We start from the raw sequence: 24953 nt of genomic DNA on the forward strand, positions 1-24953 counted from the left end.
CTCGCGCGTGAAGATCCTGAAGCCTCTCCGGCTCTCCTTCGTGCACCGCACCTTCGAGCACAAGCGGCGGTGCCTCTTCGTGCCCACGGTCATGGCGCTCTTTCCGTTCGATTCGCCGAAATCGATCGGGACCGAGGTCGACCTCTGGAAGATGGCGGGCAAGGAGCTCGGCCGGTTTGGCGTGCTCGACCATTGCATGTGGAAGCCCCGGGGCGAGCTGCTCGTCACGGGGCATTGCTACCCACCTGGCAGAAAAGAAGCCCCCTACGCGCACGTAAAATTGTCGCTCGGGACGATCGAAAAGACGATCTACGTGATCGGGGATCGCACCTGGGGCCTCATGGGCCCGAGTGATCCGGCCCCGTTCACGCAGATGCCGATCGACTGGGCGCACGCGTTTGGCGGCGAGAAATACCCGCAGAACCCGGTCGGCAAGGGCCTTCTGCCGATCAAGAACGAGTCCGGACAAACCGTCCACCCGCTGCCGAACGTCGAGGATCCGCGGCACGTCGTGAAATCGAAGGGCGATCGCCCCGAGCCGGCCGGGCTTGGGCCCTACGATCTCACCTGGCCCCATCATTTCGCGAAGATGGGGACGTACGACAAGAAATGGCTGGAGGAGCAGTTCCCCGGCTTCGCGCTCGACATCGATTTCGGGGTCTTCAACGTCGCGCCGCTCGATCAGCGCCTCGAAGGGTATTTCCGGGGCGACGAGACGTTCCGGATCGAGAACATGCACCCGGACAAGAACGTCCTCGAGTCGCAGCTCCCCGGCGTGGTGGCGCGCTGCTTCTTGCAGCTCTCGCCCGAGAAGGGCGACGATCTCGTCGAGGTCCCGCTGCACCTCGAGACGGTGCAGCTCTTTCCGCACCTCGAACGCGGCATCGTGATGTTCCGGGGCCTGCACGAGATCGAGGAGCCCGACGCCTCCGATGTGCGGGTCGCGATGGCGGCGCTCGAAGACCTCGGCGACGAGCCGAAGCCCCGCGCCCATTACGAGCAGGTCTTCGCGCAGCGGATGGATCGCAAGAACGCGCACCTGCACATCCTGCGCGACCCCGACCTCATGCCACGCAGCCTCGCCACGGCCCCGAAAGCCGCCCCGGTGCTCGTGGACGAGTACGACCAGGCCATCGAGCAGGAGATGCTCGTCCTGAAGAACGCGCGGCGCAAGGCCCAGGCCGAGCTCGATCGGGGGCGCGAGCGCGCGATCGCGATGGGCGCGGACCCGGATACGTTGCCGCGACAAACCCTCCCGCCCGAAGAAGAGGTGCCGAGCCTCGACGACCTGCCGGCGTATGTCGATCGGATGAACACCGAGGCGGAAAAGCAGAAGGCCGAGGCTGAGAAAAAGCAGGCCGAGGCCGAGCAGAAGATCCGCGCGATGTGCGCGGAACAGGGTCTCGATTACGACGAGATCATCCGCAAGGCGCGGCGCGAGAAGACGGGCCCGCCCAAGTTCAGCGCCGAGAAGGAGATCGAGAAGCTGCGCGACATCGCGGAGCTTTCAAAGAACGCGGGCGTGCCGCTGCAGGGCGTGGACGACAAGCTCGCGGATCCCGATCTCCTCGACAAACTGCGCAAGGCCGAGGAGCAGGTTCACGCGGCCTACCGGATCGCGGCGCACGAGGCCGAGGCGCCGGCGCCGATGGAGCCGGAGGAGAGCGAGCGAGCGCGGGCCGACATCCGGCGCGCGTACGCGACGGGCGACAAGCTCGCGCGGCGCGATTTTTCGGGCGCGGATCTGTCGGGCATCGATCTCTCGGGCGCGGATCTCGAAGAGGTCTACTTCGAAGGCGCGAACCTGACGGGCGCGAATCTGACGGGCGCGAAGCTCGATCGCGCGGTGCTCGCGCGGGCGAATCTCACGAATGCGCGCCTCGCACTCGCCTCGTTGCGCGAGGCGAACCTCGGGCGCGCGCGGCTCGAAGGCGCCGATTTCGAGGGCGCGGACCTCTCCGGCGCGACGCTCCACGAGACCGACGCGGCGGGCGCGAAGCTCCTCGGTGTCTTGCTCGATGGTGCGCTCCTGATAGAGCTGCGGCTCGAAGGCGCGGATCTCTCGGGCGCGCGCGGCGAAAAGCTCTTTTTCGTCAAGTGTAACCTCCACGGCGTCCGCTGGGCGAACGCGAAGCTCTCGAAATCGAGCTTCATCGAATCGAATTTGACCGACGCCGATTTCACGGGCTCCGATCTCGAGTCGTGCACGTTCGTCGGCGTCACGGCCGATGGCGCGCGGTTCGACGGCGCCGACCTCGAAAACATCCGCGTCGTGCACGGCTCGACGATGGAGCGGACGAGCTTCAAGGGGGCCAAGCTCCCCGGTTCGAATCTGCGGGGTACGAGGCTGCAATCGTCCGATTTCACGGGGGCCACGATCTCGAAGAGCGACCTCTCCGAGGCGGATCTGCGCGGGGCGAGCCTCGCACGCGTGATCGCGGTGGATTCGCGCTTCGTCGGGACGGACCTCCGCAATGCGCAGTGCGTCTCGGCGAACCTGATGCTCGGCATCATGCACAAGGCGCGCCTCGCGGGCGCCGATTTCACGGGCGCGAACCTCTTCGCGGCGGACCTGCTCCGCGCCGTCGGCGACGACGAGACGCGCTTCGATCAGGCGAACTTGAAGCGCGTCGTGCACCAGAGGTCGGCCCGATGAACCGCGAAGAGCTCGTCACGCTCGTCAAGGACGGGGAGATCGTCACCGAGCTCGACCTCTCGGGCCTCGATCTCTCGGGCGCGGACCTCTCGGGCGGCATTTTCGAGAAGGTCGTGCTCAAGGGCGCGAACCTTTCGGGCGCGCGGCTCAAGGAGAGCGTGTTTTGCGGCTGTGATCTCTCGGAAGCGAACCTCGAAGGGGCGAACCTGCATCACGCCTCCGTGCTCGAATCGAAGCTCACCGGCGCGAATTTGAAAAAGCTCTACGCGCCGATCGCCAGGTTTGTCGAATCGAACCTCGCGGGCGTGGATCTCTCGGGCTCGAACCTGCTCACTGTCTTTTTCGTCGAGTGTGATCTCTCGGGCGCCTCGCTCGCCGAGGTCACGTTCGATCGCGGCGCGCTCGTCGACGCGAAGGTCGACGGGCTCGATCTGCGGGGGAGCCTGATCAAGCAATCGGTCATCGCGAAGACCGACCTGCGAAAGACGCTCCTCACGAAGACCCGCTTCGAGATCGCGGTGCTGCACGAATCGGTGCTTGCGGGCATGGACCTCTCGGGGATGGATCTCGGCTGCTCGCAGTTCGTAGACGCGGACCTCTCGGGCGCGGATCTCTCGGGCGCGAACCTCGAACAATGCAATTTCAAGGGCGCGGACCTAAGGGGCGCGAAGCTCGAAAAGGCGCGGGCGCCGAAGGCCATGTTCGCCGCGGCGAAGCTCGAAGGGGCGATCCTCTCGGGCGCGGTGCTGCGCGAGACGCTCTTCGTGGAGGCGCTGGCGACGGGCGCGAATTTCGAGAAGGCCGACCTCGAGCTCTCGGTATTCGTCCGCGCCTCGTGCGTGGGCGCGCGCTTCGGCGGGGCGACACTCTCGTATGCGGATTTCTCGAATGCGGACATCTCGCGCGCCGATTTCGCGGGCGCGAACATGCTGCGGACGCGGCTTCACCGCGTGAAGGACGAGGACGCGACGTTCGGGCTTGCCCGGAAGATCGCGCTCGGCGACGACGCGGAGCTCGCCGAGGCGGAAGGGTTTGTGCCAGCCTCCTGAGGGGGCGGGTTTTTCGAGGCGCGGAGCTTACTGAGAGGGCACGGAGAACGACATGAACGGCAATCTCGCGAGGAAGCTCGATGAGCTCGAGGCATACCAGGTCATGGGCACGGTCGTGCACGCCGAGCCCGGGCTCTTCATCGTCCGCACGGGCCGCGGCGACATGCGGGCGCGGCGCGCGACGAGCTGTCTCGTCGAGCCGCGCCTCGACGATTTCGTCCTCGTCGCGGGCGCCCCGAGCGGCGCGGCGTGGGTCCTCGCCGTGCTCGAGCGCGAAGAGGGCGCGGGCGCGTCGCTCGCTTGCGATGGCGATCTCGAAATCAAGGTGCCCGAGGGCCGCGTGCGTGTGGCCTCGAAGGAGGGCATCGATCTCGTCTCGCAGAAGGACGTCTCGGTCCTCGCCGACGGCGTGCGCGTGCATGCGGCGACGGGCAGCGTGGTGATGGACAGCCTCTCGTACCTCGGCGGGCTCGTGCGGAGCGAGATTGGCAAACTGCGCCACGAGGGCGGCATCGTCGAGCGCGTGGTCGAGCGCGTGAGCGAGCGCGTGAAGCGCTCGTTCCGGAAGGTGGAAGAGGTCGATCAGGTCAAGGCCGAGCGGATCGACTATTCTGCGAAGCAGGTCATGAGCCTTCGCGCGGAGAACGCCATCGTCACGGCCGAAGAGCTCGTGAAGATGGACGGCGAGCAGATTCATCTCGGCTGAGCGAACACCGGGGCAGGGAGGAGGCGCGTCATGTTCGGGAATTCGCAATTGGGCGGTGTGAACCTCGGGTTTCCGGACGTGTGCCTCACGCCCATGCCCGTTCCGGTGCCGATTCCGTATCCGAACGTCTCTTTCGGCCCGCTCGGCTTCCCGCCCTCGTTCAACGTCCTGTGGATGTGCACGCCGGCGCATCATCTCCTGACGACGCCGCTCATTTCGATCGGGGATACGCCGGGCATCGCGATGGGCGTGGCCTCGGGCATGATCATGTCGCCGACGCGGCCCGTCACCGGGGCATTCACCGTGCTCGTCAATGGGATCCCCGCGACCCGCATGACGAGCTTCAACATCCAGAACAACACGAACTGTCCGGGCCTCGCGATCGTGCCCGCGCAGGTCAAGGTGCTCCTGCTCGCTCCCTGAGGCCACGGGCTTTTCATCACCTTGGAGATCCGTTCGTTCTGCCCATTTCCTGCGGCGGCCTTCGTCTGGGAGGCCGCGCCGGGGGGGCATTCGCTCACGATCCTCGTCAAAGCCACGTTCCTGCTCGTGCACGGGGCCGAGGCGACGATCGCACCGGCGCAGGACGAGCCCGCGGGCGACGTTCCATGGGACAATGAGCCGGGCGCGTCGCTCCGCCTCTCCACCGATTTCGTGCCGCTCAAGCCACGCACGGACGTGCTCGTCGCCGGGCACGCATTCGCTCCCAAAGGCGCGCCGGTCACGGAGCTCTCGTGCCGCATTGAAATAGGCGATTTCGCGAAGGGCCTCCGCCTCGTCGGGGATCGGCGATACACGCCCGGGCCCGGGGGGCTTTCGGCGGGGCCGCCGGCCGCGTTCACGCGGATGCCGCTTCGATACGAGCGCGCGGCGCGCGGGGAGGGGAATCCGGTCGGCATCGATCTCGCGGCGGCGCCGGTGCGCGACGCGATGGCCGTGGCGAACGTCGTGACCTCGACCGGACAAACCCCGGGGCTCGGCCCGCTCGCGCCGGGATGGCCGCAGCGCCGAAAGCTCGTGACCGAGGAGGGGCACAAGTGGGCGACGGCTGCGCGCGGGGAAGATGCGGGCCCGGCGCCCGAAGGGTTCGATTTCGGGTTTTTCCAGGCCGCACCGTCGGATCAGCAGATTCCGCTCCTGCGCCCCGGCGCGACGCTCGTGCTCGAACACCTGCATCCGACGCTGGAGCGGCTCGAGACACGTTTGCCCGCGGCGCGGCCGCAGGCGTTCCGGATCGATCCGAAGACGGGCCGGGTCAGCGAGATCGCGCTGCGTTGTGATACCCTCACGATCGACACGGATCGGGGGCGCATGTCGCTCGTGTTCCGCGGCCTCACGGACGTGCCGGCGAAGGCGCCGATCGCGGTGGGGACGCTCGTCGTGGCGAGCCATCCGCAGGGAAAGCGGGTGCGGCCTGCCGATATCGAGAAGGTCGTGCGGCAAGGGGGCTCGCTGGAGGACGTCGCGGGCGCGCCGGAGAAACATCCGCTCGAAATGCGGCACGATACGCGGCCGATCGGGCAGGTGCGAGCGGGCGGCACCACGAGCAGCTCCGCGTCCGCGAAGGCCCCGGCTTTGCCATTTCGACCCGCGGCGCCCGGCGCGCCTGCGCCCGCCGCGCCTTCCGCGCCGCCACGCCCGAGCTCGGCGCTGCCGTTTGGCAGCGGCACGGTGCACGTGGGCGCGCCCGCGGCGGTGGTCGTTCGTCCGGCCACACCTTTCGAGCGGACGTCCGTGCCGCCCCCGCCGCCTACGCCCGCCCTTGCGAAGCCCGCGGAGGAGCTCGACATTGAGCCGGATCCGCCGACGCCGGCGCGTCCTTCCGCGCCGCCGCTGTCCGCGCGGGTCCTGCCGTTCGGCAGCGTCACGCTCGGGCCTTCGGCGACGCCGCCGAAGGTTTCTCCGGCCACACCATTTCAACCTCCGGCGGTGCCGCCGCGCCCGCAGGCCAAGGAGGCGCCGCGGGTCTTGCCGAGCGCGGGATTGCCCTTCGTGCCGGCGGAAGCCGCGCCGCCGTCTTCGCCTGCGCCTGCGTCCGTGCCTCCGCCTGCGCCGGTGCCCGCGAGCGCGGCGCCGATTCCTTTCTCGCCAAAGGATGCCGTCAAACCCGCGCTCGTCACGCTGCCGACGATTCCGCTCGAACCCAAGCCGCCCGAGCCCGAGCAGGGCGAGCCCGCATTGCCGGGGGCTGCGCTGCTCTTGCCACTTCCGCTCGAGAAATATGCCTCGATTGCGGCGGAAATCGCGGGGCCCACGGTCGATGTGGGCATGACGCTCCGCCGGCACGGGCTCGACGAGGAGAAATGGGCGCGCATCGTGGCCGAGAGCATGCCCATCATCGCGGAAGACGCCGGGCGCGGCGAGGGGGCGTTGCTCGAAGCGTTTGATCGAATCTACGTCGCGCGCATGGAAGCGCTCGGCCGGACGGTCGACGTGCGGGGGCATGCGCGGCTCTCGGTCGCGGCGGCGCACGGGAAGCTGTCGCGTTGCCTCGAAGAGCTTGGCCTCGGGCGGGCGGATCTCCTGCCATTGCGGCGCTCGCTCGGGCGCAAGGCGACGAAGGATCCGGCCTTCGCGGCGGAGCTACGCGCAGCGACGGAGGCCGAGCGCGCGGCCTCGCCGCCGCCCGAGGTGGGGCTCTTCAAGCCGCCGCGGCGGGCGCGTAATTCGTGAGCGACGACGGTTCGCGGATTGCGACCGATTTCGACGACGCCTGACTACCGGACGAGGCCGTCGTGGTGCGGCGGGTGCGGTAGGCGCGCATCACAGCTCGAACCCGTAATACATTCCCTGATTGTCGTCCGTGAAGGAGCCGAGGCTCGATTCCACCACGAAATAGTAGCTGATCTTCGACGTGACGTCCGGGATCGAGAACGAGTGGACCGTCGTGCCGTCGATGGCAGGGTTCGTGCCATAACGATAGCCCGGCGGGTTCCCCACGAAGCCCGTGGCGCTCACGACGGCGGGGTGCTTCGTCGCTGTGGCCCAATCGTCCCTCGAATACACGACGGTGACCGTTGCGTCCGGCGGGAGGCTCTCCAGCACGGCCGCGCCCTCCATCGTGGTGCCAGAAGAGCGGGGTACGCCGTGGTGGAACACCCCGCCCGCGGGCATGCTGGGGCCCGCGGCGAACGAAGTGGCGTGGCCGAGCCCGCCGTTGTCGTCCCAGTGCGTCTGTCCCAAGGCGTCGTCGTGGCGAACCGAGACGCGCGCGTCGCCGAAATAACAGTACGCGGTGTACAATGCGCGCCCGTCACCGCGGACGGTCGCGTGTTTCGCGGCGCAACTGTAGATCGAGGTCGGGATGTGCACGGTCACGGTCCCCGCGTAGAACGGGTCCGAGACGGCGATCTCGAAGTAAGACCTGCGCATGGGAGGGAACAAGCTCACGAGCGGATCGCCCATGGACTCGAGCGCGAATGCGTCGAGGTCGAGCTCCGCGAGCATGGGATCGGCGTAGAGCTCGTTGGTATCGGCGAACCCGAGCGTGGATCCAAGCGCGGAGCCCTTGTGTAGCGGCGGCAGCCAGGTGTTGACCTCCGCATACAAGAGCTCCACCTCGCTCATGGCGAGCGCGGGCTCGGCGCCGAGGACGATCGTCGAAGCGGCCGCGAGAACGAGGAACGATTTGTTTTTCGACATGAGGACCCCTCCGGCCGGGACGCGGGCGAATGACGCACGAGACCCCGGGGGCAGGAACGAATCTCCGGCGCGCGCGATTCGAACCAGCTCGAAACGCGAAGTGCCCCATCGGGGAATCTCGCCGGAGGACGGGAGCGGCCCTTTGCAATGTGCGGGCCAGCGAGCTCTGCGGGACCGACAGGGCGTAAAATGAGGCTACGGCGGTAGGCGCGAGCCTGCACCTGCAGGCGCGAGCCTGCAGGCCCCAGCCTGCACTGCAGGCCCGAGCCTGCAGGTGGGGGCCTGCACTGCAGGCGGGAGCCTGCAGCAGGCGTCAGGGTTTTGTCGGCGTGGTCTTCGTGTCGACCCGGCTCCGCACGATGCGCGGGGGCGTGCTGTCGACGTCGAGCCGCGAGACGACGAGGTTCCGCAAAGACGGGCGTCCCGCGCGCGCGAGGAGGAGTTTTCCGAGGAAGTCACGCAGTGCGGGTTTGCCGCCGAGATTCGTGGCCTCGACGGATTTCCACGCGGTGGCCGCATCCTTCACGCACGACTCTTTCGCGCCCGCGGCGTCCGGCTCGCAGACGAGCACGACGCAGTTCATCGCGAGCCCGAGGCACGTCCGGTGGATCGTGGCGTCGTCGGTCGTGGCGCCGCTCGGCGAGACGAGCGAAATCGTGGTCTTCGTGTCGAGCTTTCCGCGTGACGCGTAAAGCAGCCCGACGGGGTTGTGCGCGTCGTGGCTCTCCAGCCAGGCGTACGGATCCGTCTCGGTCGCGGCCGTCTTCGTGGTCCCGGAGGCGAGGGTGAGCAGCATCGGGCTCGACACGATGTTACGCGCCCGTAGCAAATCGGCGGGGTTGCCCTTTTTGCTGGTCGCGCTCGGCGGAGGTGGAATGTGCACGCCGTCCGTGACGGGCGCTTCGCCTTCGTGATCGTCGTCGTCTCCGTCGCTCGGACCCACGTTCGACAGGATTTCCAGGGAGACGTCGACGCCGAGCTCCGCGAGGTCGCCCGCATGGCCTTCGGCCTTGGCGCCGGCGCTCATCGCCTCTTCGACGAGGCCTCCGCCGCCCTCGGTCGGGGCGTGGATGCCGGGCAGCGGGCTCTTTGCGCCGGCCCGCATGCCGTCGTCGGCGAGCGAGCCGAGCTTTCCGCCGCCGCGCATGCCGTCGTCGGCGAGGGATCCCGCGCGTCCGAGGCCTCGCGCGGCGTCGTCGCTCAGCATCGCGCCTTTCGCGCCGATCCTCGCGCAATCGTCGCCGGCCCGGGCCATGAACATCCCGATCGCAGCGATCACCGCTGCGATGGGCCCCAACTTTTTGCCGTTGCCCTCGTCTTCTCCGCTCACGAAGACCTCCGGGCGCGATGATACCGAGGGGTCCGCCGCAGACAATCCCCTCGGGCAACTCCTTGCAAATGCGACGGTTCTGGGTACCCTCCGCCGCCACCATGGCCGTCATCACCGTCCTCGGCGCCGGCATGATGGGCAGCGCGTTTTGCGTGCCGCTCGTCGATCGCGGGCACGACGTGCGCCTCGTCGGCACCCACCTCGACCACGCGATCATCGAGAGTCTTCGTTCACGCGGGTTTCACCCGACGCTGAAGCTCGATTTGCCCCCTTCCATCCAGCCGTTTTTCGTGTCCGAGCTCGAAGAGGCCGCCCGTGGCGCGGACATCCTCGCGTTTGGCGTGAGCTCGGCGGGCATTCGCTGGGCCACGGAGACGATCGCGCACCACGCGCGGCCCGGCGTGCCGCTCGTGATGATCACGAAGGGGCTCGAGCTCGACGGCGAGGCCGGTCGGCTCCTCGTGCTGCCGGACGTCGTGCGGCGAGGGTTGCCCGAGGAGGTGCGCACGAATGTATCGCCGGCGGCCGTCGCGGGGCCGTGTATCGCGGGAGAGCTCGCGCGGCGCGTGCCGACATCGGTCGTGGTGACGGGCAGGGACGGCGAGGCGCTCGACAAACTCGCGCATGCACTCCGCGGCCCGTATTACCACGTTTTCCGGTGCGCGGACGTGATCGGCGCCGAGGTGTGCGCGGCGCTGAAGAATGCGTATGCGATGGGCGTCGCGCTCGGCGCGGGCCTGCACGAGAAGAAGGGCGGCGCGCCCGGGAGCGTGGCGATGCACAACTGGGAGAGCGCCGTGTTCGCGCAGGCCATTCGCGAGATGATGCGGGTCATCGGGATGCTGGGCGGCGATCCGATGACGGCGACGGGTTTGCCCGGGGTGGGGGATCTCGACGTCACCATGAACGGCGGTCGCACGGGGCGTTTCGGGCGGCTGCTCGGGCTCGGAATCGGCGCGCGCGAGGCCGTGGCCCGGATGGAGGGCGCGACGCTCGAATGCCTGGAGATCCTCGACGTGATGCGCCGGGCCCTGCCCGCGTACGAGGCCCGGGGCGAGCTCGGGCCCGGGGAATTGCCGCTCCTGCGGACGCTGATTACGGTGGCGCTCGAAGACGCGCCCGTCGAGATGCCGTTCGATTCGTTTTTCGGGGCCTAGCGATGCACGTGGGGGACGACGCGCTTTTCCTGGGGATCGATTGCAGCACGACGGCGTGCAAGGCCATCGCGTGGGACCGAGAGGGCCGCGCCGTCGCGGAGGGGCGCGCGCCGATCCCGCTCTCGAACCCGGCGCCGGACGCGTGGGAGCAAGACGCGCGGACCTGGTGGGAGGCGCTCGGCACGGCGACTCGCGAGGCGGCCCGCGCGCTCGGGGACGTGGGCGCGCGGCGCATCCGGGCGGTCGCGATCACGCACCAGCGGGAGACGTTCGTCCTGACAGACGAGCAAGGAGAGCCCTTGCATCCGGCGCTCGTGTGGATGGATGCGCGCTGCCGGGCGGAGGTCGCGGCGCTCGCGGCGAGGGTGGGGGAGGCGCGCTTGCACGAGATCTCGGGCAAGTTTCCCTGCACCACGCCTTCACTCTACAAGCTGCTCCACCTGCGCAATCGGATCGCGCCGCACCTCGCCGCGCGTCCGGTGCGGATGCTCGATGTGCACGCCTTTCTCGCCCACAGGCTCACGGGCCGCCTCGTCACGTCCGTGGCGAGCGCGGATCCGACGGGCCTCGTGGACATGGCGGCGCGGGGTTTTTCCGCGGAAATCCTCGAATGGGCAGGTTTGTCCGCGTCGGAGGTCCCCGCGCTGGCCGAGCCAGGCGAGCGGATCGGCGAGGTGGGTCGCGAGGCCGCCGCGGCGCTGGGGATCGAGGCAGGGATCCCGGTGTTCGCGGGGGCCGGCGATGGGCAGGCCGCGGCGCTCGGCGCGGGCGTCGTGGGGCCGGGCGTGATGTATCTGAACCTCGGCACGGCGATCGTGTCGGGGGTCATTTCGCGGGAGTACCGCACGGATCGCGCTTTCCGCACGATGATGGCGGCGACGCCGGGCGCGTTCTTGTACGAGACCGATCTGAAAGGCGGGACGTTCACGCTCACGTGGCTCGCGCGTTTGCTCGGCGCGGAGACCGAGGCGTCCTCGACGACGCTTTCGGCGCTCGAACGGGAAGCGGAGGGCATCACGCCAGGCGCGGACGGGCTCGTGCTCGTGCCGTATTTCCACGGGGTGATGAATCCGTATTGGGATGACGCGGCCACGGGGATCCTGCTCGGGCTTTCCGGCGGGCAGGGGCCGGCGCATGTGTATCGGGCGATCCTCGAAGGAATCGCGCTCGAACAGCGGCTCCACACGGACGGCGTGGAGCGGGCGTCGGGGCCGATCGCGGAGCTGCGGGTGATGGGCGGCGGCTCGCGCAGCGCGCTGTGGTGTCAGATCCTGGCGGATGTCCTCGACAAACCCATCGTGCGGGCGGGGACGAGCGAGGCGACGTCGCTCGGGGCGGGGATCCTGGCGGCGGCCGGCGTGGGGGCGTTTTCCGGGATCGAGGAGGCGGCCGCGGCGATGACGTCGCGGGGCGAGGGGTTCGTCCCGGGGGAGCGGCGCGGGTTTTACGAGCGTCTTTACCGCGAGGTGTACGTGGGGCTGTATCCGGCGCTTTCGGGGGCGATGGGGCAGCTCGCGCGGCTGCGGGAGAGCGCGCGGTAGCTCAATCGTCCCACGCCACGCGGAAGCTCGTGAACGCGTACGGATACGTGCGCCGGTACCAGTTGCGGAAGCTCGGGCGGAGGAGCTTCTGGTCGGTGGCCCACGAGGCGCCGAAGACGACGTCGTGCTCGCCGTCGAAAAAATCAGCCGAATACCCAGCGTAGGTCCGGGCGTACGGGACGAACCCGGGGAGGGGTGAGAACGGCGTGCTCGTCCATTCCCAGCCGTTGCCGACGAGCTCTTCCACGCCCCACGCATTCGCCCCGGCCGGATGCGCGCCCGTGGGCGAGGGGAAAAAACGGGCGAAATCGAAATTGCCGTGGGAAGGCGCGGGTTCGGCCTCGCCCCAGGGATAGGGCCGATAGGCGCCCTCCGGCGTCGTATAGGCGGCGCGGCAGAGCTCGGCCTCCGTCGGCAATCGCCCGCCGCGGTGCGCGCAATAAGCCCGCGCTTGCTCGCCCGAGACCTGCACGGGCCAGCCTTCCGCGACCTCGAAGGGCACGGGGCCGAACACCGTCTTGACGAACAGGCGAGCGCCGCTATGAATCCAGGAGCGGGGCCGGAGCGACGGGGGATCGCCGTTCGCTCGGAGGAACGTGCGCCAATCGAGGTTTCGGACAGGGAGCGAATCCAGGGAGAAAGCCCCGACGGAGACGGTGGCCCGGCCAAACTCGTTGTCCCAGCCGAACGGGATCTCGTTCCAGGCGGCGCCGATCACGGCGTCGCCCGCGGAAATGCGCTTGCGCTCGGCGGCGCGGCCCTGGCCGGAGCCGGGCGGGGCGATGCTCCTCGGGCGCTGGATCAGGCCCGGGCGGCACTCCGCGAACATGTAGAGCAGCGTCTCCTGATGCATGAGCTCGTGCTCGAGCACGAGGTGCAGGATGCGCGCGTTCTCGCAGAGGGGGTCGTCCGCGCGGCCGAGGACCTCGGGAATGCGTGTGCGGACGGCGCGGCGCGCCTCGTCGCGATAGGCGAGCACGGCGGAGATAGAGGGCCATTGGCCAAGGGTCGTCCGGCGTGCGCTCGGCTCGTCTTTCGGATCGATGCCCCGTTCGAAAAGGACGTCGAACGCTTCGTCGAGGTGCCCCGCCCCGAGCACGCCCCGGCCTATCTGATTCCAGGCGAACGCGGGGAGGTGGCCGAGGTAAAACAGGAACGGGTGGCGCAGGCCGATCGGCCGTTCGAGCATGGCATCCCGAGGGAGCAGGCTGAACAGGAGGTCCGTGCGTTTGTAGGTTGTGTCGAGTTTTTCTTTCCAGAACGATTCGAGAGGCAGAATCACGAACGACGCCTCCGGAGCAGGGCGAGGGCAAAGAGGTTGGCCGGGTCGGTGTCCCAGCGATCGATCGTGAGGCCGGCTTCGGCCGCAGACGCTTCGAGCGAGGCGCGCGTGAACTTGCAGGAGAGCTCGGTGCGGATCTCGGCGCCCGCGTCGAGGTCGAGATCGAGGTCGATGGTGCCGAGGCGGATCCTGTTCTTGCGCCTCGCGACGAGGCGCATCTCGATCCAGGCGTTTTCCCGGTCGTAGAAGGCGCGGTGCCGGAAGGCCGTCGGATCGAAATTGCCGGCAAACCTCCGATTGAGGACGGAGAGGATGTTCAGATTGAAGGCCGCCGTGACGCCCTCGGGATCGTCGTACGCCGCTTCGAGCCGGGCCGGATCCTTGACGAGATCGACGCCGAGGAGCAGCGCGTCCGAGTCATCCATGCGCTGCGCGAGCTCGCCGAGGAACGAGCGGCGCTCGTCCGGGTGGAGGTTGCCCACGGTGCCGGCGAAAAACACGACGAGGCGTCCGCCCGCAGGGCCGAGGCGCCCGAGGTCGGTCATGAAATTGCCCACGACGCCGCGAAACACGAATTCCGGATAATCGGCGGAGAGGCGATCGATCGACTGGAGCAAGAAGAGCTCGTTGATGTCGAGCATGGTGCAGGTGATGCCCTGCCCGTCCGCCTGCAGGGCATCGAGGAGAAGCCGGATTTTCCGACCCGCGCCGCTGCCGAGCTCGACGAGGTGGAGCGGACGGGCGTGTGCGACGATATCGGCCGCGGCACGCTCCAGGATCGCGATCTCCGTACGGGTCTGGTAATAAACGGAGAGCTGGGTGATGCGCTCGAAGAGCTCGCTTCCGGTGTCGTCGTAGAGGTATCGAGCCGGGATCTCCGGGAGCTCCTGGAGGAGGCTCGCCCGGAGCGCCGCGCCCTCGTCGATCGGGCGCGTGGAGGAGCGTGGCGCGAGGTCTTCGGGTGCGGCCTTTCTGACAGGCGATCCGTCCATTCGCGAATACCCTCCAGCGCCCGCGGGGCGGGATCCCGAGCGCCGGGCGTGATGCGCCGTTTGCTCAGGACACCAGCGTCGAAGCGGGCGCAGCGGGGGGATGCGAAAGCCATTCCTCGGCCCGCGCGAGGAGGGCCGCGTGGGTCGGAATTCGTTCGAGGAAGGTTTGGCGAAGGAGCGGATCCGGGATTCGAGACGCTCGCAGGAAAAGATCGGCGCGCGCCGAGAGGACGGCCGCGCGCGCCTCCTCGCCCCGGCCGAGGGCGCGGAGGGCATCGACGCGCGAGAGGACGAGGTGCTCGTGACCAAAATGGTACATGCCACGCTGCGCGCTGTCGGAGAGCGCGGGCTCGGCGAGCGCGAGGGCCTCGGCGGGTCGGCCCTCGGCGAGCGCGATTCCAGCGCAGATGCCCGCGAGGGCCACGCGCGCGAAGGGTAAACTTTGCACGAGCGGTTCGAGGGCGAGGGCACGCGTTCGGGCCGCTTCGAGGAAGCCCGCGGCGAGCGCCGCCTCGGCGAGGAGGAGCGCGGTATTGACGGCGACCGTGCGTTCGCCGCGCGCCTCGGCCTCCTGGTAGACGGCCGTGCAGGGCTCGATGGCGTCGGCCGGGCGGCCCCGGAGCAAGAGGACGCGGCCGAGGTAGGTGCGCGACGCGAGCGCCATCATGCTGCCCGGCTCGGCGCTTTGCATGGCGCGCGCAAGGGCGGCCTCGGCCTGCTCGAAGGCGCCGAGGTAGGACCAGTCGAGGCCGACGTGCATCTGCACGTAGGGGCCATATCGACGGTCGCCCGCGGCCTCGAAATGGGCGAGGGCCTCGCGGTCGAGGGCGAGCGCGGCCGCGAAATCGCGCGGGACGTAGCGCTGCCAGAAGGCGCGGGTCATTTTCACCCAGCCGGCCGCGGAGGGCTCACGGTCGAGGAAGGGGGCCGTGACCTCCTCGAGGCGCGCGAGGTGCGCCTCGGCGAGCTCGCGCTGGGCGCCGAAGAGGTACGGCATGATCGCCACGCTGTAGGCCCAGGCGAACGCGGGGATCGCGGCAGGCTCGGGCTGCACGCGGGCGAGGTCGCGCACGAACGTGGCGCGGACGTCGGGTTTGTCCGCAAGGATGGGGCTCGTGATGGCGCTGCCGAGCGCGCGGCAATGGCTCGTCGTGCCCGGCGTGGCAAGGGACAACGTGGCCTCGGCCGAGGCGAAGGCGCGGGCCCAGTCGCCATTCCAGGCCCAGGCGTCGGTCTGGATGGCCCGGAATGCGGCGGCCCGATCGCCTGTGGCGCCGAGCGCGAGGCCACGCTGGGCGAGGGCGAGCGCGGCCTCGTCGTCGCCCGCGCCGAGCGCATGCTGCGCGGCGCGCTCGTAATGGCGGATCGCCCGCGCCGCGTCGCCACCGCGATCAAAATGCGCGGCGAGGATCTTGGGATCCCATTCGCCGTGCGCTTCGAGCCACTCGCCGGCGAGCCGGTGGCCGAGGGCGCGATCCCGCTCGGTGAGCATCGCATAGGCGCCCTCGCAGAGGAGCATGTGCCGGAACGCGAGCTGCTCCTCGCCGGCGAGCCGGCTTTCCCGCCGCGCCACGAGGATCTCGCGCTCGATGAGCGAGGCGAGCACGGCCGAGAGCTCCTCCTCGTCGGGCGCGTCGTCGCCGAGCAAGGCCGGAATGCCGCCGCGGAAGAAGGATTCGCCGAAGACGCTCGCCGCACGAAGGACGCGCCTCGCCGGCGGATCGAGGGCGCCGAGGCGTGCCTCGATCATGCCGAGCACGGTTTCGGGCAGCATGCCCCCGCGCCCCTCGGCGACGGCGCGCACGAGCTCTTCGAGATAAAATGGATTGCCCGCGGCGCGCTCGACGAGGGCGTCGACGAGCTCGGCAGGCGCGGCGTCGCCGAGGGCGTGGCGCGTGATGCGCGCGCTTGCCTTGCGCGGCAGTTCGGCGAGACGCACCTCGTGCGAGCGATCCCCGAAGAGGCGCGGGAAGAGGGTGAGGGCCTCGGGGCGCGCGGCGGCGAGGACAAGGAAGGGGCGATTGCCGAGCTCGCGCATGGCCGCGTCGAGGAGGCGCAAGGAGACGGCGTCTCCCCATTGGACGTCCTCGAGCGCGAGGACGACGGGGTGACGGCGGGTCATCGCGGCGAGGAGATCCACGACGGCTTCGCGTACGTGGTCCTTCATGAGCGCAGGGCTCTGGCGCGAGGCGCGCAGGCGCGGGCTCGCCTCGTCGGAGAAGGGGAGGCCGATGAGCTCGGCAACGAGCTCGGAGACACGCTCGGCGTCGGATTCGGGAAGGTATTTTCGGACGAACGCGGCGAGACGCGCGCGGCCTTCGAAGGGCGCGTCCACGAGCGCGCCGAGGAGCGTGGAGCCGAGGAGCGCGTAGGGAGAGCCCTGGCCGAGCAGATCGCCGTGCCCGCGGGCCACGAGGACGTCCGGGCGATCCTGTCGGAGGCGCGTGACGAGCTCCGCGAGGAAGCGCGATTTGCCGGCGCCCGCCACGCCGATGAGGAGCACGGCGGAGGGGCGCTCTTCCTCGATCGCGGCGTCGACGAGGTCGCGCACCATGCGGAGCTCGCGGTCGCGGCCGACGAAGGGGCTTGGCCTTCCGAGGAGTGTGCGCGCGGCTTCTCCGGAGGGGCGCTCCGCGACGAGGCGGTGGCCGGAAGGTGTGCTCGTGACGTCGAAGCGCGCGTCGAGCAGGGCGCGGGTGACGTCGTCGATGTGGACATCGACCGGAGGTTTGGTGCTCGAAACGTTCTCCCGTTCGAGCAGGGCCGCGACCCGATCGACGACCTCGCCGACGGGCAGGCGCGCGGAGGCCTCGGCGCGGCCCGTCGCAAGCGCGATCGCCGCGTCGGGGAGGATCGCGCGGAGTCGCAAGGCCGCGCGGGCCGCGCGTGCGGCGCGATCCGTGGGCTCGCCCGCGCCGAGGAGCGTGACCACGAGCGCGCCGTTGCGAAGCTCGTCGACGCGCGCGCCGAGCGGGGCGACCTCGTGCCGGACGGCCGCGACGACGTCGGCTTGCGAGCGCTCCGTGGAGCCCTTCGCGTCGAGCGCGCCGCTCACGGGCTCGCGGTGGAGGGCCAGGATCGAGACGAACCGCGCCTCGACGTCGGTCAGGCCAGCCGCCGCGGGTTCGTCCGCGAGCGTCGGGACCTCGTCCGTCTCCTCGGTGCCGAGCGCGTCGAGCGTGGCGAGCTCTGCTTCGAGAGCGGCGCCGTTCGCCGGGCGCGACGTGGGGTCCTTCGCGAGCAGGCGCGCCATGAGCACGTCGAGCCGCGGGGGAAGGTCGGGCCGCGCTTCGGCGAGGCGCGGGGCCTCTTCGAGCAGGAGTTTGGCGAAGAGGGCCATGAGGTTGTCGGCCTGGAACGGCGGGCGGCCCGTGAGGCACTCGTAGAGCACGGCGCCGAGCGAGAAGACGTCCGCGCGTGCATCGATCGGCGCGCCGTCGCCGCTCGCCTGCTCGGGGGCCATGTACCCCGGCGTGCCGAGGATCATGCCCGACCGCGTGAGCTTGCGGGACATGGCCCCGAGCTGCGCGAGGCCGAAGTCCACGAGCTTGACGCCCTCGATCGCGCGGCCCACGAGCACGAGGTTCGTGGGCTTGACGTCCCGGTGCACGATGCCCCGCGCGTGCGCCGCGCCGAGCCCCGCGGCCACGCGGCGCGCGAGGAGCAGGCACTCCTCGAGCGTGAGCGGCCCGCGCGCGAGCCGCGTGGCGAGGTCCTCGCCTTCGAGCCACTCCATCACGAGGTAGGGAAAACCCGCCTCGGAGAGGCCGTGTGTCACGTAGCGGACGACGTGTGGATGCGAGAGCTCGGCGAGCGCGCGGGCCTCGACGTCGAAGCGGCGCGTCGCGTCCGAGGCCGGCTGGTGGATGACCTTGAGCGCGACGGGCGAGCCGGTCGCGCGGTCGTGCGCGCGGTAGACGGTGCCCATGCCACCGGCGCCTGCACGAACCTCGATCTCGAAGCGGCCGGCGATGACGTCGCCGCGCTTCATGTCCTCGTGCCACCTTGCTTCAGCGCGAGGGCCAGGGAGGCGTCGGCCTCCCCCGCGAGGCCCGTGGCGCGCACGCCCGAGCCCGCGAGCCAGCGCTCCGCGAGCGCCTGACCTCGCCGGATGTCCGCCTCCGTCGACGTCGCCAGGAACGCCTCGCGCAGCATGGGCTGGCTAAACGCGTACTCGGTGTCGTTCGGGGCGCTGCTCGCGCGCCGACGCGTGATGACCTCGCGCTTCGCGAGCTCCCCGAGCTGGATCCGCACCTGCGTGATGTCCGCTTCGCCGCCGAGCAGCGTGACGACCGCGCCCTCCCAGAACGTGACGCCGACGAGGGCCGCCGCGCGGAGAAGCCGCCGCGCAGCCGGCGCGAGCTCGGCGATCGCGGGGCCGTGCACGGCGAGCAGCGCCTCCGGCGTCACGGCCGTCGCGCCATGCGCGAGCTCCTGCAAGAAGAGCGGATGTCCGTCGGCCCGCTGCGCGAGCGTCGCGAGTTCCTCGTCCGGCACGTCGGGCCCGAGCGCGCGTCGCAAGAGCTCGCGCGAGGCCCGCTGCGAGAGCGTCCCCAGGCGGATCTCCTGCACGCTCCGGCGTGCGAAGAGCCCCGGCGCGCGATCACGCACCTCGGGTCGGGCGAGCGCGAGCACGCCGATCGGGCGATCCGGGAGCTCTCCGAGCGCCTGATCCACGAGCGCGAGCGAAGCCGCGTCCGCCCACTGCACGTCGTCGAGCACGAGCAAGAGCGGCCCCGCCTCCGCACGTGCACGAAGAACGTCGAGTGCTCGCTCCTCGAAGCGAGCCGCGTCGTTCGCGGAAAGCGAGGGCGAGAGGGCGCGGATCACAGGCTCGATCACCCCGAAATCGGCGGCGCCGACGCCGGGTCGTCCGTAGCCGACCACGAGATCCGGGCGGCTCGACACGAGCGAGCGGACCACCTCCTGCGCGAGGCGTGTCTTTCCGAGCCCGGCCGGTGCGACCACGAGCGCGGCCGCCGCGCGCGGCTCGTCGAGGCCTTCTTCGAGCAGATCGAGGATCACCGCGAGCTCGCCCTTGCGGCCCATGAGCGTGCACGGACGCCCGAGCAGAGGACACGGCTCGCCGAGATCGCTTCGCTCGCCGCGGAGACGCGCGTCGTCGGGCGAGCCTTCGATCTCGAACCGCGCGGGCAGGAGCGCTTGCGTTCGATCGTCGATCCGAACCCCGAAGGCCGGTGTGCGGCACCCGCGCTTGAGCAGACCGAGCGCGCGCTCGACGACTTCGGGGGCCGGCAGATCACGCCTCGCGTCGGACCGACCCGTGACGAGCGCGACCCGGAAGCCGAGGAGGAGCTCGGCCATCTCCAAGGCGCAACGCGCGGCGCGCACCGGCCCGTCCGCGGCGCCGTCGAGCGAGAGCAAAAGCGTGCCCGAAGCGAGCTCCGTGGGCGAAGCGCCGTGCCGCCGCGCGATGACCCGCACGTCGTCCCAGGACGAACGAGGGAGCTGCGTGCGCAGCGTGGGGCTCGAAGGCCGCACGGCCGTCTCCACGGCGGGCGCGGCGACGACCGCGCAGACGAGGCGATGCTCGCGATCGCTGATCCCCTCGGGCAAGGCCGGTACGACGGAGATCCTTTCACCTCCAACGGTGTCGATGCCCTCGAGGGCGCGCAACACCTCGGCGCCGTCCGCGGGCCGAGCCTCGGCGACGCGCGAGAGCATGCGCGCGACGAGTGTGTCGAGCGCGCGGGGGATGTCGGGGCGGATCGAACGCACGCGCGGGGCATCTTCGAGGAGGAGGCGCGCGAGGATGGCCATGACGCCCTCGCCTTCGAACGCGGGTTTGCCCGTCAGGCACTCGAAGAGCAGCGCGCCGAGGGAAAACACGTCCGCCCGCGCATTGACGCGGATGCGCGAGCCCTGGGCCTGTTCGGGGGCCATGTACCCAGGCGTGCCGAGGACGCTTCCGGTGCGGGTGAGGCGCGCGCCGCCCGCGGCGGCCTGCGCGAGGCCGAAATCCAGGACTTTTGCCGCCTCCGGTGAGCCGCCGATGAGGAAGACGTTGCTCGGCTTGACGTCGCGGTGGACGATGCCGCGCGCATGCGCCGCCGCGAGGGCAGAGGCGATGCGGATCCCAAGGAGGACGGCTTCAGCCTGCGTGAGGTGTCCTTCGACGAGGCGTGACGCGAGGCTCCTGCCTTCCAGCCATTCCATGACGAGCCACGGCGCGCCCGAGGGCGCGGCCCCGTGCGCAACGTAACGCACGATATGGGGATGGCCGAGCTCCGCGAGGATCTTGGCCTCATGATCGAAGCGGCGGATGGCCTCAGGGTCGTGCTGCGCGAGGACCTTGATGGCCACGGGCTGCTGCGTGACACGGTCGAGCCCGCGGAACACCGAGCCCATGCCCCCCGTGCCGGCGATACGCTCGAGGACGAAACGACCGCCGACAACGTCTCCAGGCTGCACGGCGAGAGGATGCCGATGCAGCGAAGGATAGGCAAGCGGGACGGAGAGGGGGCGGGCCGAGGCGGGAAAAGATGCGGAAGCGAGAGCGGAGGCGGAGGCGGAGGCGGAAGCGGAGGCGGAGGCGGAGGCGGAGGCGGAGGCGGAGGCGGAGGCGGAGGCGGATGCGGAAGCGGAGGCGGAAGCGGAGGCGGAGGCGGAGGCGGAGGCGGATGCGGAAGCGGAGGCGGAAGCGGAGGCGGAGGCGGAGGCGGAGGCGGAAGCGGAGGCGGAGGCGGGGGCGGAGGCGGTAGCGGGAGCTGAAGCTGAAGCTGAAGCTGAAGCGGGAGCTGCAGCTGAAGCGGGAGCGGAACGGGGACATACCTCACTTCCGGGGCGATTCCCTCACCCCCAGCCCCTCTCCCGTCCCGGGAGAGGGGAGGAGAGCGGTCAAGCACGCGTGGATGCGATTGATGACGCGATCGGGTTCGAGGAGGAATTCGCGGTTTTCGAAGCGTAGGACGGTCAGTCCCATCGACCTGAGCTGGCCATCACGAATGGCGTCACGCGTTGGGGCTCGAAAGTGAGGCGCGCCGTCCGCCTCGATGACGAGACCGGCCTCTTTGCAAAAGAAGTCGGCGAAGTAGGGCCCTATCGGGTGTTGTCGGCGGAACTTTGCGCCGAACAGACGACGGTCCCGGAGAAGACTCCAAAGGAACCGCTCGGCAGGAGTTGCGAAGCGACGCAGGGCGCGGGCACGGTGCGTTTGGGCGCGGACAGGACGGGCCATGCCTGTCCATCGACCCCGGGCGCCGGAGAGTTTCGCCGATTATCCCCTCTCCCGGGACGGGAGAGGGGCTGGGGATGAGGGACTTTCAGCCCAGGATCACAGCTCCCATTCCAACGCCCTCGCCCCATTCGCGGCGGATCGTGGGTTCTCCGCCGACGAACCAATCCGCTCTTTTCCAATTGCCTCGGGCCGCAATCCATGAGACAAAGCAAGCGACGCCAGCCGGTGCTGGTAACACCGACCGGCGTCTCCCCACAACCCCGCACAGTCCGGAGTCATGAGTATGGCAACGATACCGCTCCATCCGCCGCCGGCAAACTTTACGGCGGCGCACGCCCTGCTTGGGCGCCTTTACCTGGAACACCGCGATTTCCTGCGCCGCCTCCTTCTCGGACAGGCCATCCCTCCCCGCGACGTGGACGACGTCGTGCAGGAGGTCTTCATTACGGCCTGGCGACGCCTTGAATGTCTTGTCACGCCGGAGCAGGCGCGCCCGTGGCTCCTGATGATTGGGCTCAACCGTGCGCGCAACCATCGAAAGCTGGTGCGTTGCGAACGGGAGGTCCTCGCGGGCCTTTCGGATGACTTTCCCGAGCGGGAAGACGAAGCGGAGTCGACGGAGGCGCTCGTGCTGGCGACGTACGGGCTCTTCCGGCTCAAGCGATTCCTCTTGAGGATCGGCCCGCGCATCCGGGCGGTGGTCGTGCCATACCTGGAGGGCCGTTCGATCCGGGAGATCGCCGAAGCGCTCGGCATCAAAACGAAGACCGCCTACGCCCGCATCTCGCTCGCCCGACGGCACCTGCAAACCCTCGCGCTCGCCTGATCCGCCTGCGCACGCACGTGCGCACGCGCCTGCGCACGCGCCTCCGCCTCCGCCTCCGCCTCCGCCTCCGCTTCCGCTTCCGTGAAAGTGGCGGGCCGCCCGGCGAAGGACGGCCCGCTTTACGCATCACCTCCGCGCCAGCCGGTGCAGGGTGGCGATGATATGGTCGAGCGCATCGCGCAGCCCATCATCGACCGGTTCTACGTACCCGAGTGCTTCCGCTACATCCAAGCACGCGCGCACCTCGGCAGCGGATCCCATGGCCGTGTGCCACCGCGCCCTTTCGTTCCGCCCCTGCGAATACGCGCCCTCGTGCAGATTCAGCGGCACGCTTGTGGCGGCGCGCCGTAGCTGATCCGCCAGGTTTGCATCCTTCCCGCCGATCTTCTCGATGATGGGCCGCAGCCGCCGCAGCAATTCGATCGTGACGCTGTAGATCCTGAGCACCAGTGCGCCAGGCGAAGCCTGGGTGAGGAGGAAGCAACGACAGACAGAAACCTCACGAAGAGACCCATGCGGCGAATGTGTACCAGTAGCCGCCCGGCCAAGGCTGACCACCAGCCGGAAGCGAGTCTTGCGTGTCCGTCGGCGACGACGGGGACGAAGCGTAGACAGCGAGCACGCAGGCCGTGTGAGCGAGCCCCGAAATAGGATGCGGGCCAGGCCGACGTCGTTGGTTCGGCGGAAGGCAACACCGAAGCGTCAGCAGGGCAACTGAGCCCATCGGTCCGGCGCAGAGGCTGCCCGGGGTCAAGGAGCACGGCATGTGTGCAAGGGTCTCCCAGGAACCTGGGAGGCCCCGATACCTCCCGCCAATCGGCGGGTAGGCCGACGCGAAGGCAACGAAGCGTGCGGTCGACGGGTGTCGGGGAGTCGGAGTGCCGTAGTAGGAGCAGTGACGTGGGGGAACCGGCCCAAGGGACCCCGCTGAGCGAAGGACGGCACCGGGAAACGGAACCGTTGGAGGGAAAGATGATGGAGTCACAGACCTCCGCAAACATCTCCACGAAACTCGAACGGATAGCGAAGCAGGCGAGGGAAGCGCCCGATATGGCATTTCGGACGCTCGCCCATAACATCGACATCGTCTGGCTGCATGAAGCCTACCGACGCACGCGCAAGGACGGCGCCGTGGGAATCGATCGGCAGAGTGCGAACGAGTATGCGGCCAACCTGGAGGGAAACCTCCAGTCGCTGCTCGACCGTGCGAAGTCCGGAACCTACCGCGCTCCACCTGTGCGACGTGTCCACATCCCGAAGGGAAATGGGTCAGAAACGAGACCGATCGGGATCCCTACCTTCGAGGACAAGGTCCTGCAACGCGCCGTCGCCATGGTGCTGGAGGCCATCTACGAGCAAGACTTTCTAAACTGCTCATATGGCTTCCGGCCCAAGCGATCGGCGCATCAGGCGTTGGCAGACGTTCAGCCGCAGGCTGTGATCATGAGGGGCGGGTGGGTCCTGGAAATCGACATCAGGAAGTTCTTCGACTCCGTGGAACACCGAATGTTGCGGGACGTCCTTGTCCGCAGGGTACGCGATGGAGTATTGCTGAGGCTCATCGGAAAATGGTTGAATGCGGGCGTGCTCGAACGAGGGGAGCTGTCGTATCCCGTCGCAGGCACACCGCAAGGAGGTGTGATCTCGCCGATCCTGGCGAACATCTTCCTCCATGAGGTACTCGACACGTGGTTTCACCGAGAGGTGCTTCCGCGATTGTCGGGGACGGCACGGCTTTTTCGGTACGCCGACGATGCCGTGCTGCTGTTCAGCGACAAACGAGATGCGGCGCGTGCAATGGCTGTCCTGCCGAAGCGATTTGGTAGGTTTGGGCTGACGCTGCATCCCGACAAGACGCGACTGGTCGACTTTCGTCGTCCCGACCGACACCTGCCCAGCAGCGAGCGGAGCGGGCCGGGAACGTTCGACCTGCTGGGTTTCACGCACTTCTGGGGAAGATCACTCTCCGGAAAATGGATAGTGAAGCGCAGGACAGCCAAGGACCGATTCCGCAGAGCGATCAAGCGGATCGCCGAATGGTGCAAGGTGCACCGTCACGACGATATCCGCGTGCAGCAGGAAACCTTGGGGCAGAAGGTGCAAGGGCACTACCAGTACTACGGGATCACCGGGAACGGTAAAGCTCTCCGCAAGCTGCTCTACGAGGTGAAGCGGGCATGGTGCAAGTGGCTCAACCGTCGCTCGCAACGGGCCCGCATGACCTGGGAACGCATGAACCGACTGCTTGAGCGATATCCGCTCCCGCCGCCGCGCATCGTGCACCCGTACTCCAAATTCGCGTAGCGAACCCGTGTCCCGAAGAGCCGGATGCGGGAAATCCGCACGTCCGGATCCGTGGGGGGCCGGGGGGTAATCGACCCCGGCCTACCCGACTTGGTACCTCCTTCCCCGAACGGGGACCCCTGTCCCGGGCCCGCGCGCGGAGGACGGCGACGATGAGGCAGCTCCGACGTCAAGGCCTTTAGCGCGGTTTTTACGCTGCGCTTCCGTGTGGCGGTAGCCGCGTTGACGTGCGCCGTTGCCTTCCTCCGACCTTCTTCGCTCCTCGGCATG

The 24953-nt window shown here is 69.2% G+C and carries 17 protein-coding genes; 9 read left to right on the forward strand and 8 right to left on the reverse strand.

The annotated features are described in order from the left end of the window. Positions 1-7 precede the first annotated feature (7 nt). From KEG38_RS50645 to KEG38_RS50665, 5 genes are read left to right on the forward strand one after another with little or no spacing between them, the layout of a single operon-like run. Positions 8-2656 (forward strand): DUF2169 domain-containing protein, encoded by a 2649-nt coding sequence (locus tag KEG38_RS50645; protein WP_272428127.1) that lies wholly within the window; start codon positions 8-10, stop codon positions 2654-2656. After that, positions 2653-3705 carry a pentapeptide repeat-containing protein gene (locus KEG38_RS50650; protein ID WP_272428128.1) on the forward strand — a complete coding sequence of 351 codons (1053 nt, stop codon included), beginning with the start codon at positions 2653-2655 and terminating at the stop codon, positions 3703-3705. The genes KEG38_RS50645 and KEG38_RS50650 overlap by 4 nt, the downstream gene beginning before the upstream one ends. A gap of 52 nt (positions 3706-3757) precedes the next feature. Then, the gene (locus KEG38_RS50655; protein ID WP_272428129.1) at positions 3758-4411 is read left to right on the forward strand and encodes a DUF3540 domain-containing protein; all 654 of its coding nucleotides are present in this window, start codon (positions 3758-3760) and stop codon (positions 4409-4411) included. 30 nt (positions 4412-4441) lie between these two features. Further along, entirely contained in the window at positions 4442-4834 is a 393-nt protein-coding gene (locus KEG38_RS50660; protein WP_272428130.1) for a DUF4150 domain-containing protein, read from the forward strand. A gap of 21 nt (positions 4835-4855) precedes the next feature. Next, positions 4856-7084, forward strand: coding sequence for a DUF2169 family type VI secretion system accessory protein (locus tag KEG38_RS50665; protein ID WP_272428131.1), 2229 nt, complete (start codon positions 4856-4858; stop codon positions 7082-7084). Between the two features lie 90 nt (positions 7085-7174). Here KEG38_RS50665 and KEG38_RS50670 read toward each other — a convergent pair whose 3' ends face one another. Both KEG38_RS50670 and KEG38_RS50675 read right to left on the reverse strand, forming a co-directional pair. Beyond that, positions 7175-8053: a hypothetical protein gene (locus KEG38_RS50670; RefSeq protein WP_272428132.1), complete on the reverse strand. Its 879-nt coding sequence runs from the start codon at positions 8051-8053 to the stop codon at positions 7175-7177. Between the two features lie 313 nt (positions 8054-8366). Further along, positions 8367-9383, reverse strand: coding sequence for a hypothetical protein (locus tag KEG38_RS50675; protein WP_272428133.1), 1017 nt, complete (start codon positions 9381-9383; stop codon positions 8367-8369). Positions 9384-9484: 101 nt separating this feature from the next. Here KEG38_RS50675 and KEG38_RS50680 point away from each other — a divergent pair, with 101 nt between their 5' ends. Together KEG38_RS50680 and KEG38_RS50685 are read left to right on the forward strand one after the other, a co-directional pair. Then, positions 9485-10540, forward strand: a complete 1056-nt coding sequence (locus tag KEG38_RS50680) for an NAD(P)H-dependent glycerol-3-phosphate dehydrogenase (protein ID WP_272428134.1) — start codon at positions 9485-9487, stop codon at positions 10538-10540. A gap of 2 nt (positions 10541-10542) precedes the next feature. Next, positions 10543-12081 (forward strand): FGGY-family carbohydrate kinase, encoded by a 1539-nt coding sequence (locus tag KEG38_RS50685; RefSeq protein WP_272428135.1) that lies wholly within the window; start codon positions 10543-10545, stop codon positions 12079-12081. A 1-nt stretch (position 12082) separates the two neighbouring features. Here KEG38_RS50685 and KEG38_RS50690 read toward each other — a convergent pair whose 3' ends face one another. From KEG38_RS50690 to KEG38_RS56295, 5 genes are all read right to left on the reverse strand, one after another. After that, the gene (locus KEG38_RS50690) at positions 12083-13363 is read right to left on the reverse strand and encodes an SUMF1/EgtB/PvdO family nonheme iron enzyme (protein ID WP_272428136.1); all 1281 of its coding nucleotides are present in this window, start codon (positions 13361-13363) and stop codon (positions 12083-12085) included. Continuing rightward, positions 13360-14355 carry an L-histidine N(alpha)-methyltransferase gene (egtD, locus tag KEG38_RS50695; protein WP_272428137.1) on the reverse strand — a complete coding sequence of 332 codons (996 nt, stop codon included), beginning with the start codon at positions 14353-14355 and terminating at the stop codon, positions 13360-13362. Before egtD ends, KEG38_RS50690 begins: the two co-directional genes overlap by 4 nt. 64 nt (positions 14356-14419) lie before the next feature. Further along, on the reverse strand, positions 14420-18346 hold the full coding sequence (locus KEG38_RS50700) for a serine/threonine-protein kinase (protein WP_272428138.1): 3927 nt from the start codon (positions 18344-18346) through the stop codon (positions 14420-14422). Continuing rightward, on the reverse strand, positions 18343-20787 hold the full coding sequence (locus KEG38_RS50705) for a serine/threonine-protein kinase (protein ID WP_272428139.1): 2445 nt from the start codon (positions 20785-20787) through the stop codon (positions 18343-18345). Before KEG38_RS50705 ends, KEG38_RS50700 begins: the two co-directional genes overlap by 4 nt. 361 nt (positions 20788-21148) lie before the next feature. After that, positions 21149-21553 carry an endonuclease domain-containing protein gene (locus tag KEG38_RS56295; RefSeq protein WP_372518245.1) on the reverse strand — a complete coding sequence of 135 codons (405 nt, stop codon included), beginning with the start codon at positions 21551-21553 and terminating at the stop codon, positions 21149-21151. Positions 21554-21836: 283 nt separating this feature from the next. Between KEG38_RS56295 and KEG38_RS50710 the strand changes: the two genes are divergently transcribed. Next, positions 21837-22379 carry an RNA polymerase sigma factor gene (locus KEG38_RS50710; protein ID WP_272428140.1) on the forward strand — a complete coding sequence of 181 codons (543 nt, stop codon included), beginning with the start codon at positions 21837-21839 and terminating at the stop codon, positions 22377-22379. Positions 22380-22505: 126 nt separating this feature from the next. Here the strand turns inward: KEG38_RS50710 and KEG38_RS50715 are convergent, their stop codons facing one another. Then, positions 22506-22826 carry a four helix bundle protein gene (locus tag KEG38_RS50715; RefSeq protein ID WP_272428141.1) on the reverse strand — a complete coding sequence of 107 codons (321 nt, stop codon included), beginning with the start codon at positions 22824-22826 and terminating at the stop codon, positions 22506-22508. Between the two features lie 525 nt (positions 22827-23351). On the opposite strand from KEG38_RS50715, the gene ltrA reads away from it, so the two are divergent. Further along, entirely contained in the window at positions 23352-24683 is a 1332-nt protein-coding gene (gene ltrA, locus KEG38_RS50720; protein ID WP_272428142.1) for a group II intron reverse transcriptase/maturase, read from the forward strand. Positions 24684-24953: the final 270 nt, after the last annotated feature.

Origin of the sequence: Polyangium jinanense (assembly GCF_028435265.1) — a bacterium.
Taxonomy (GTDB): domain Bacteria; phylum Myxococcota_A; class Polyangia; order Polyangiales; family Polyangiaceae; genus Polyangium; species Polyangium jinanense.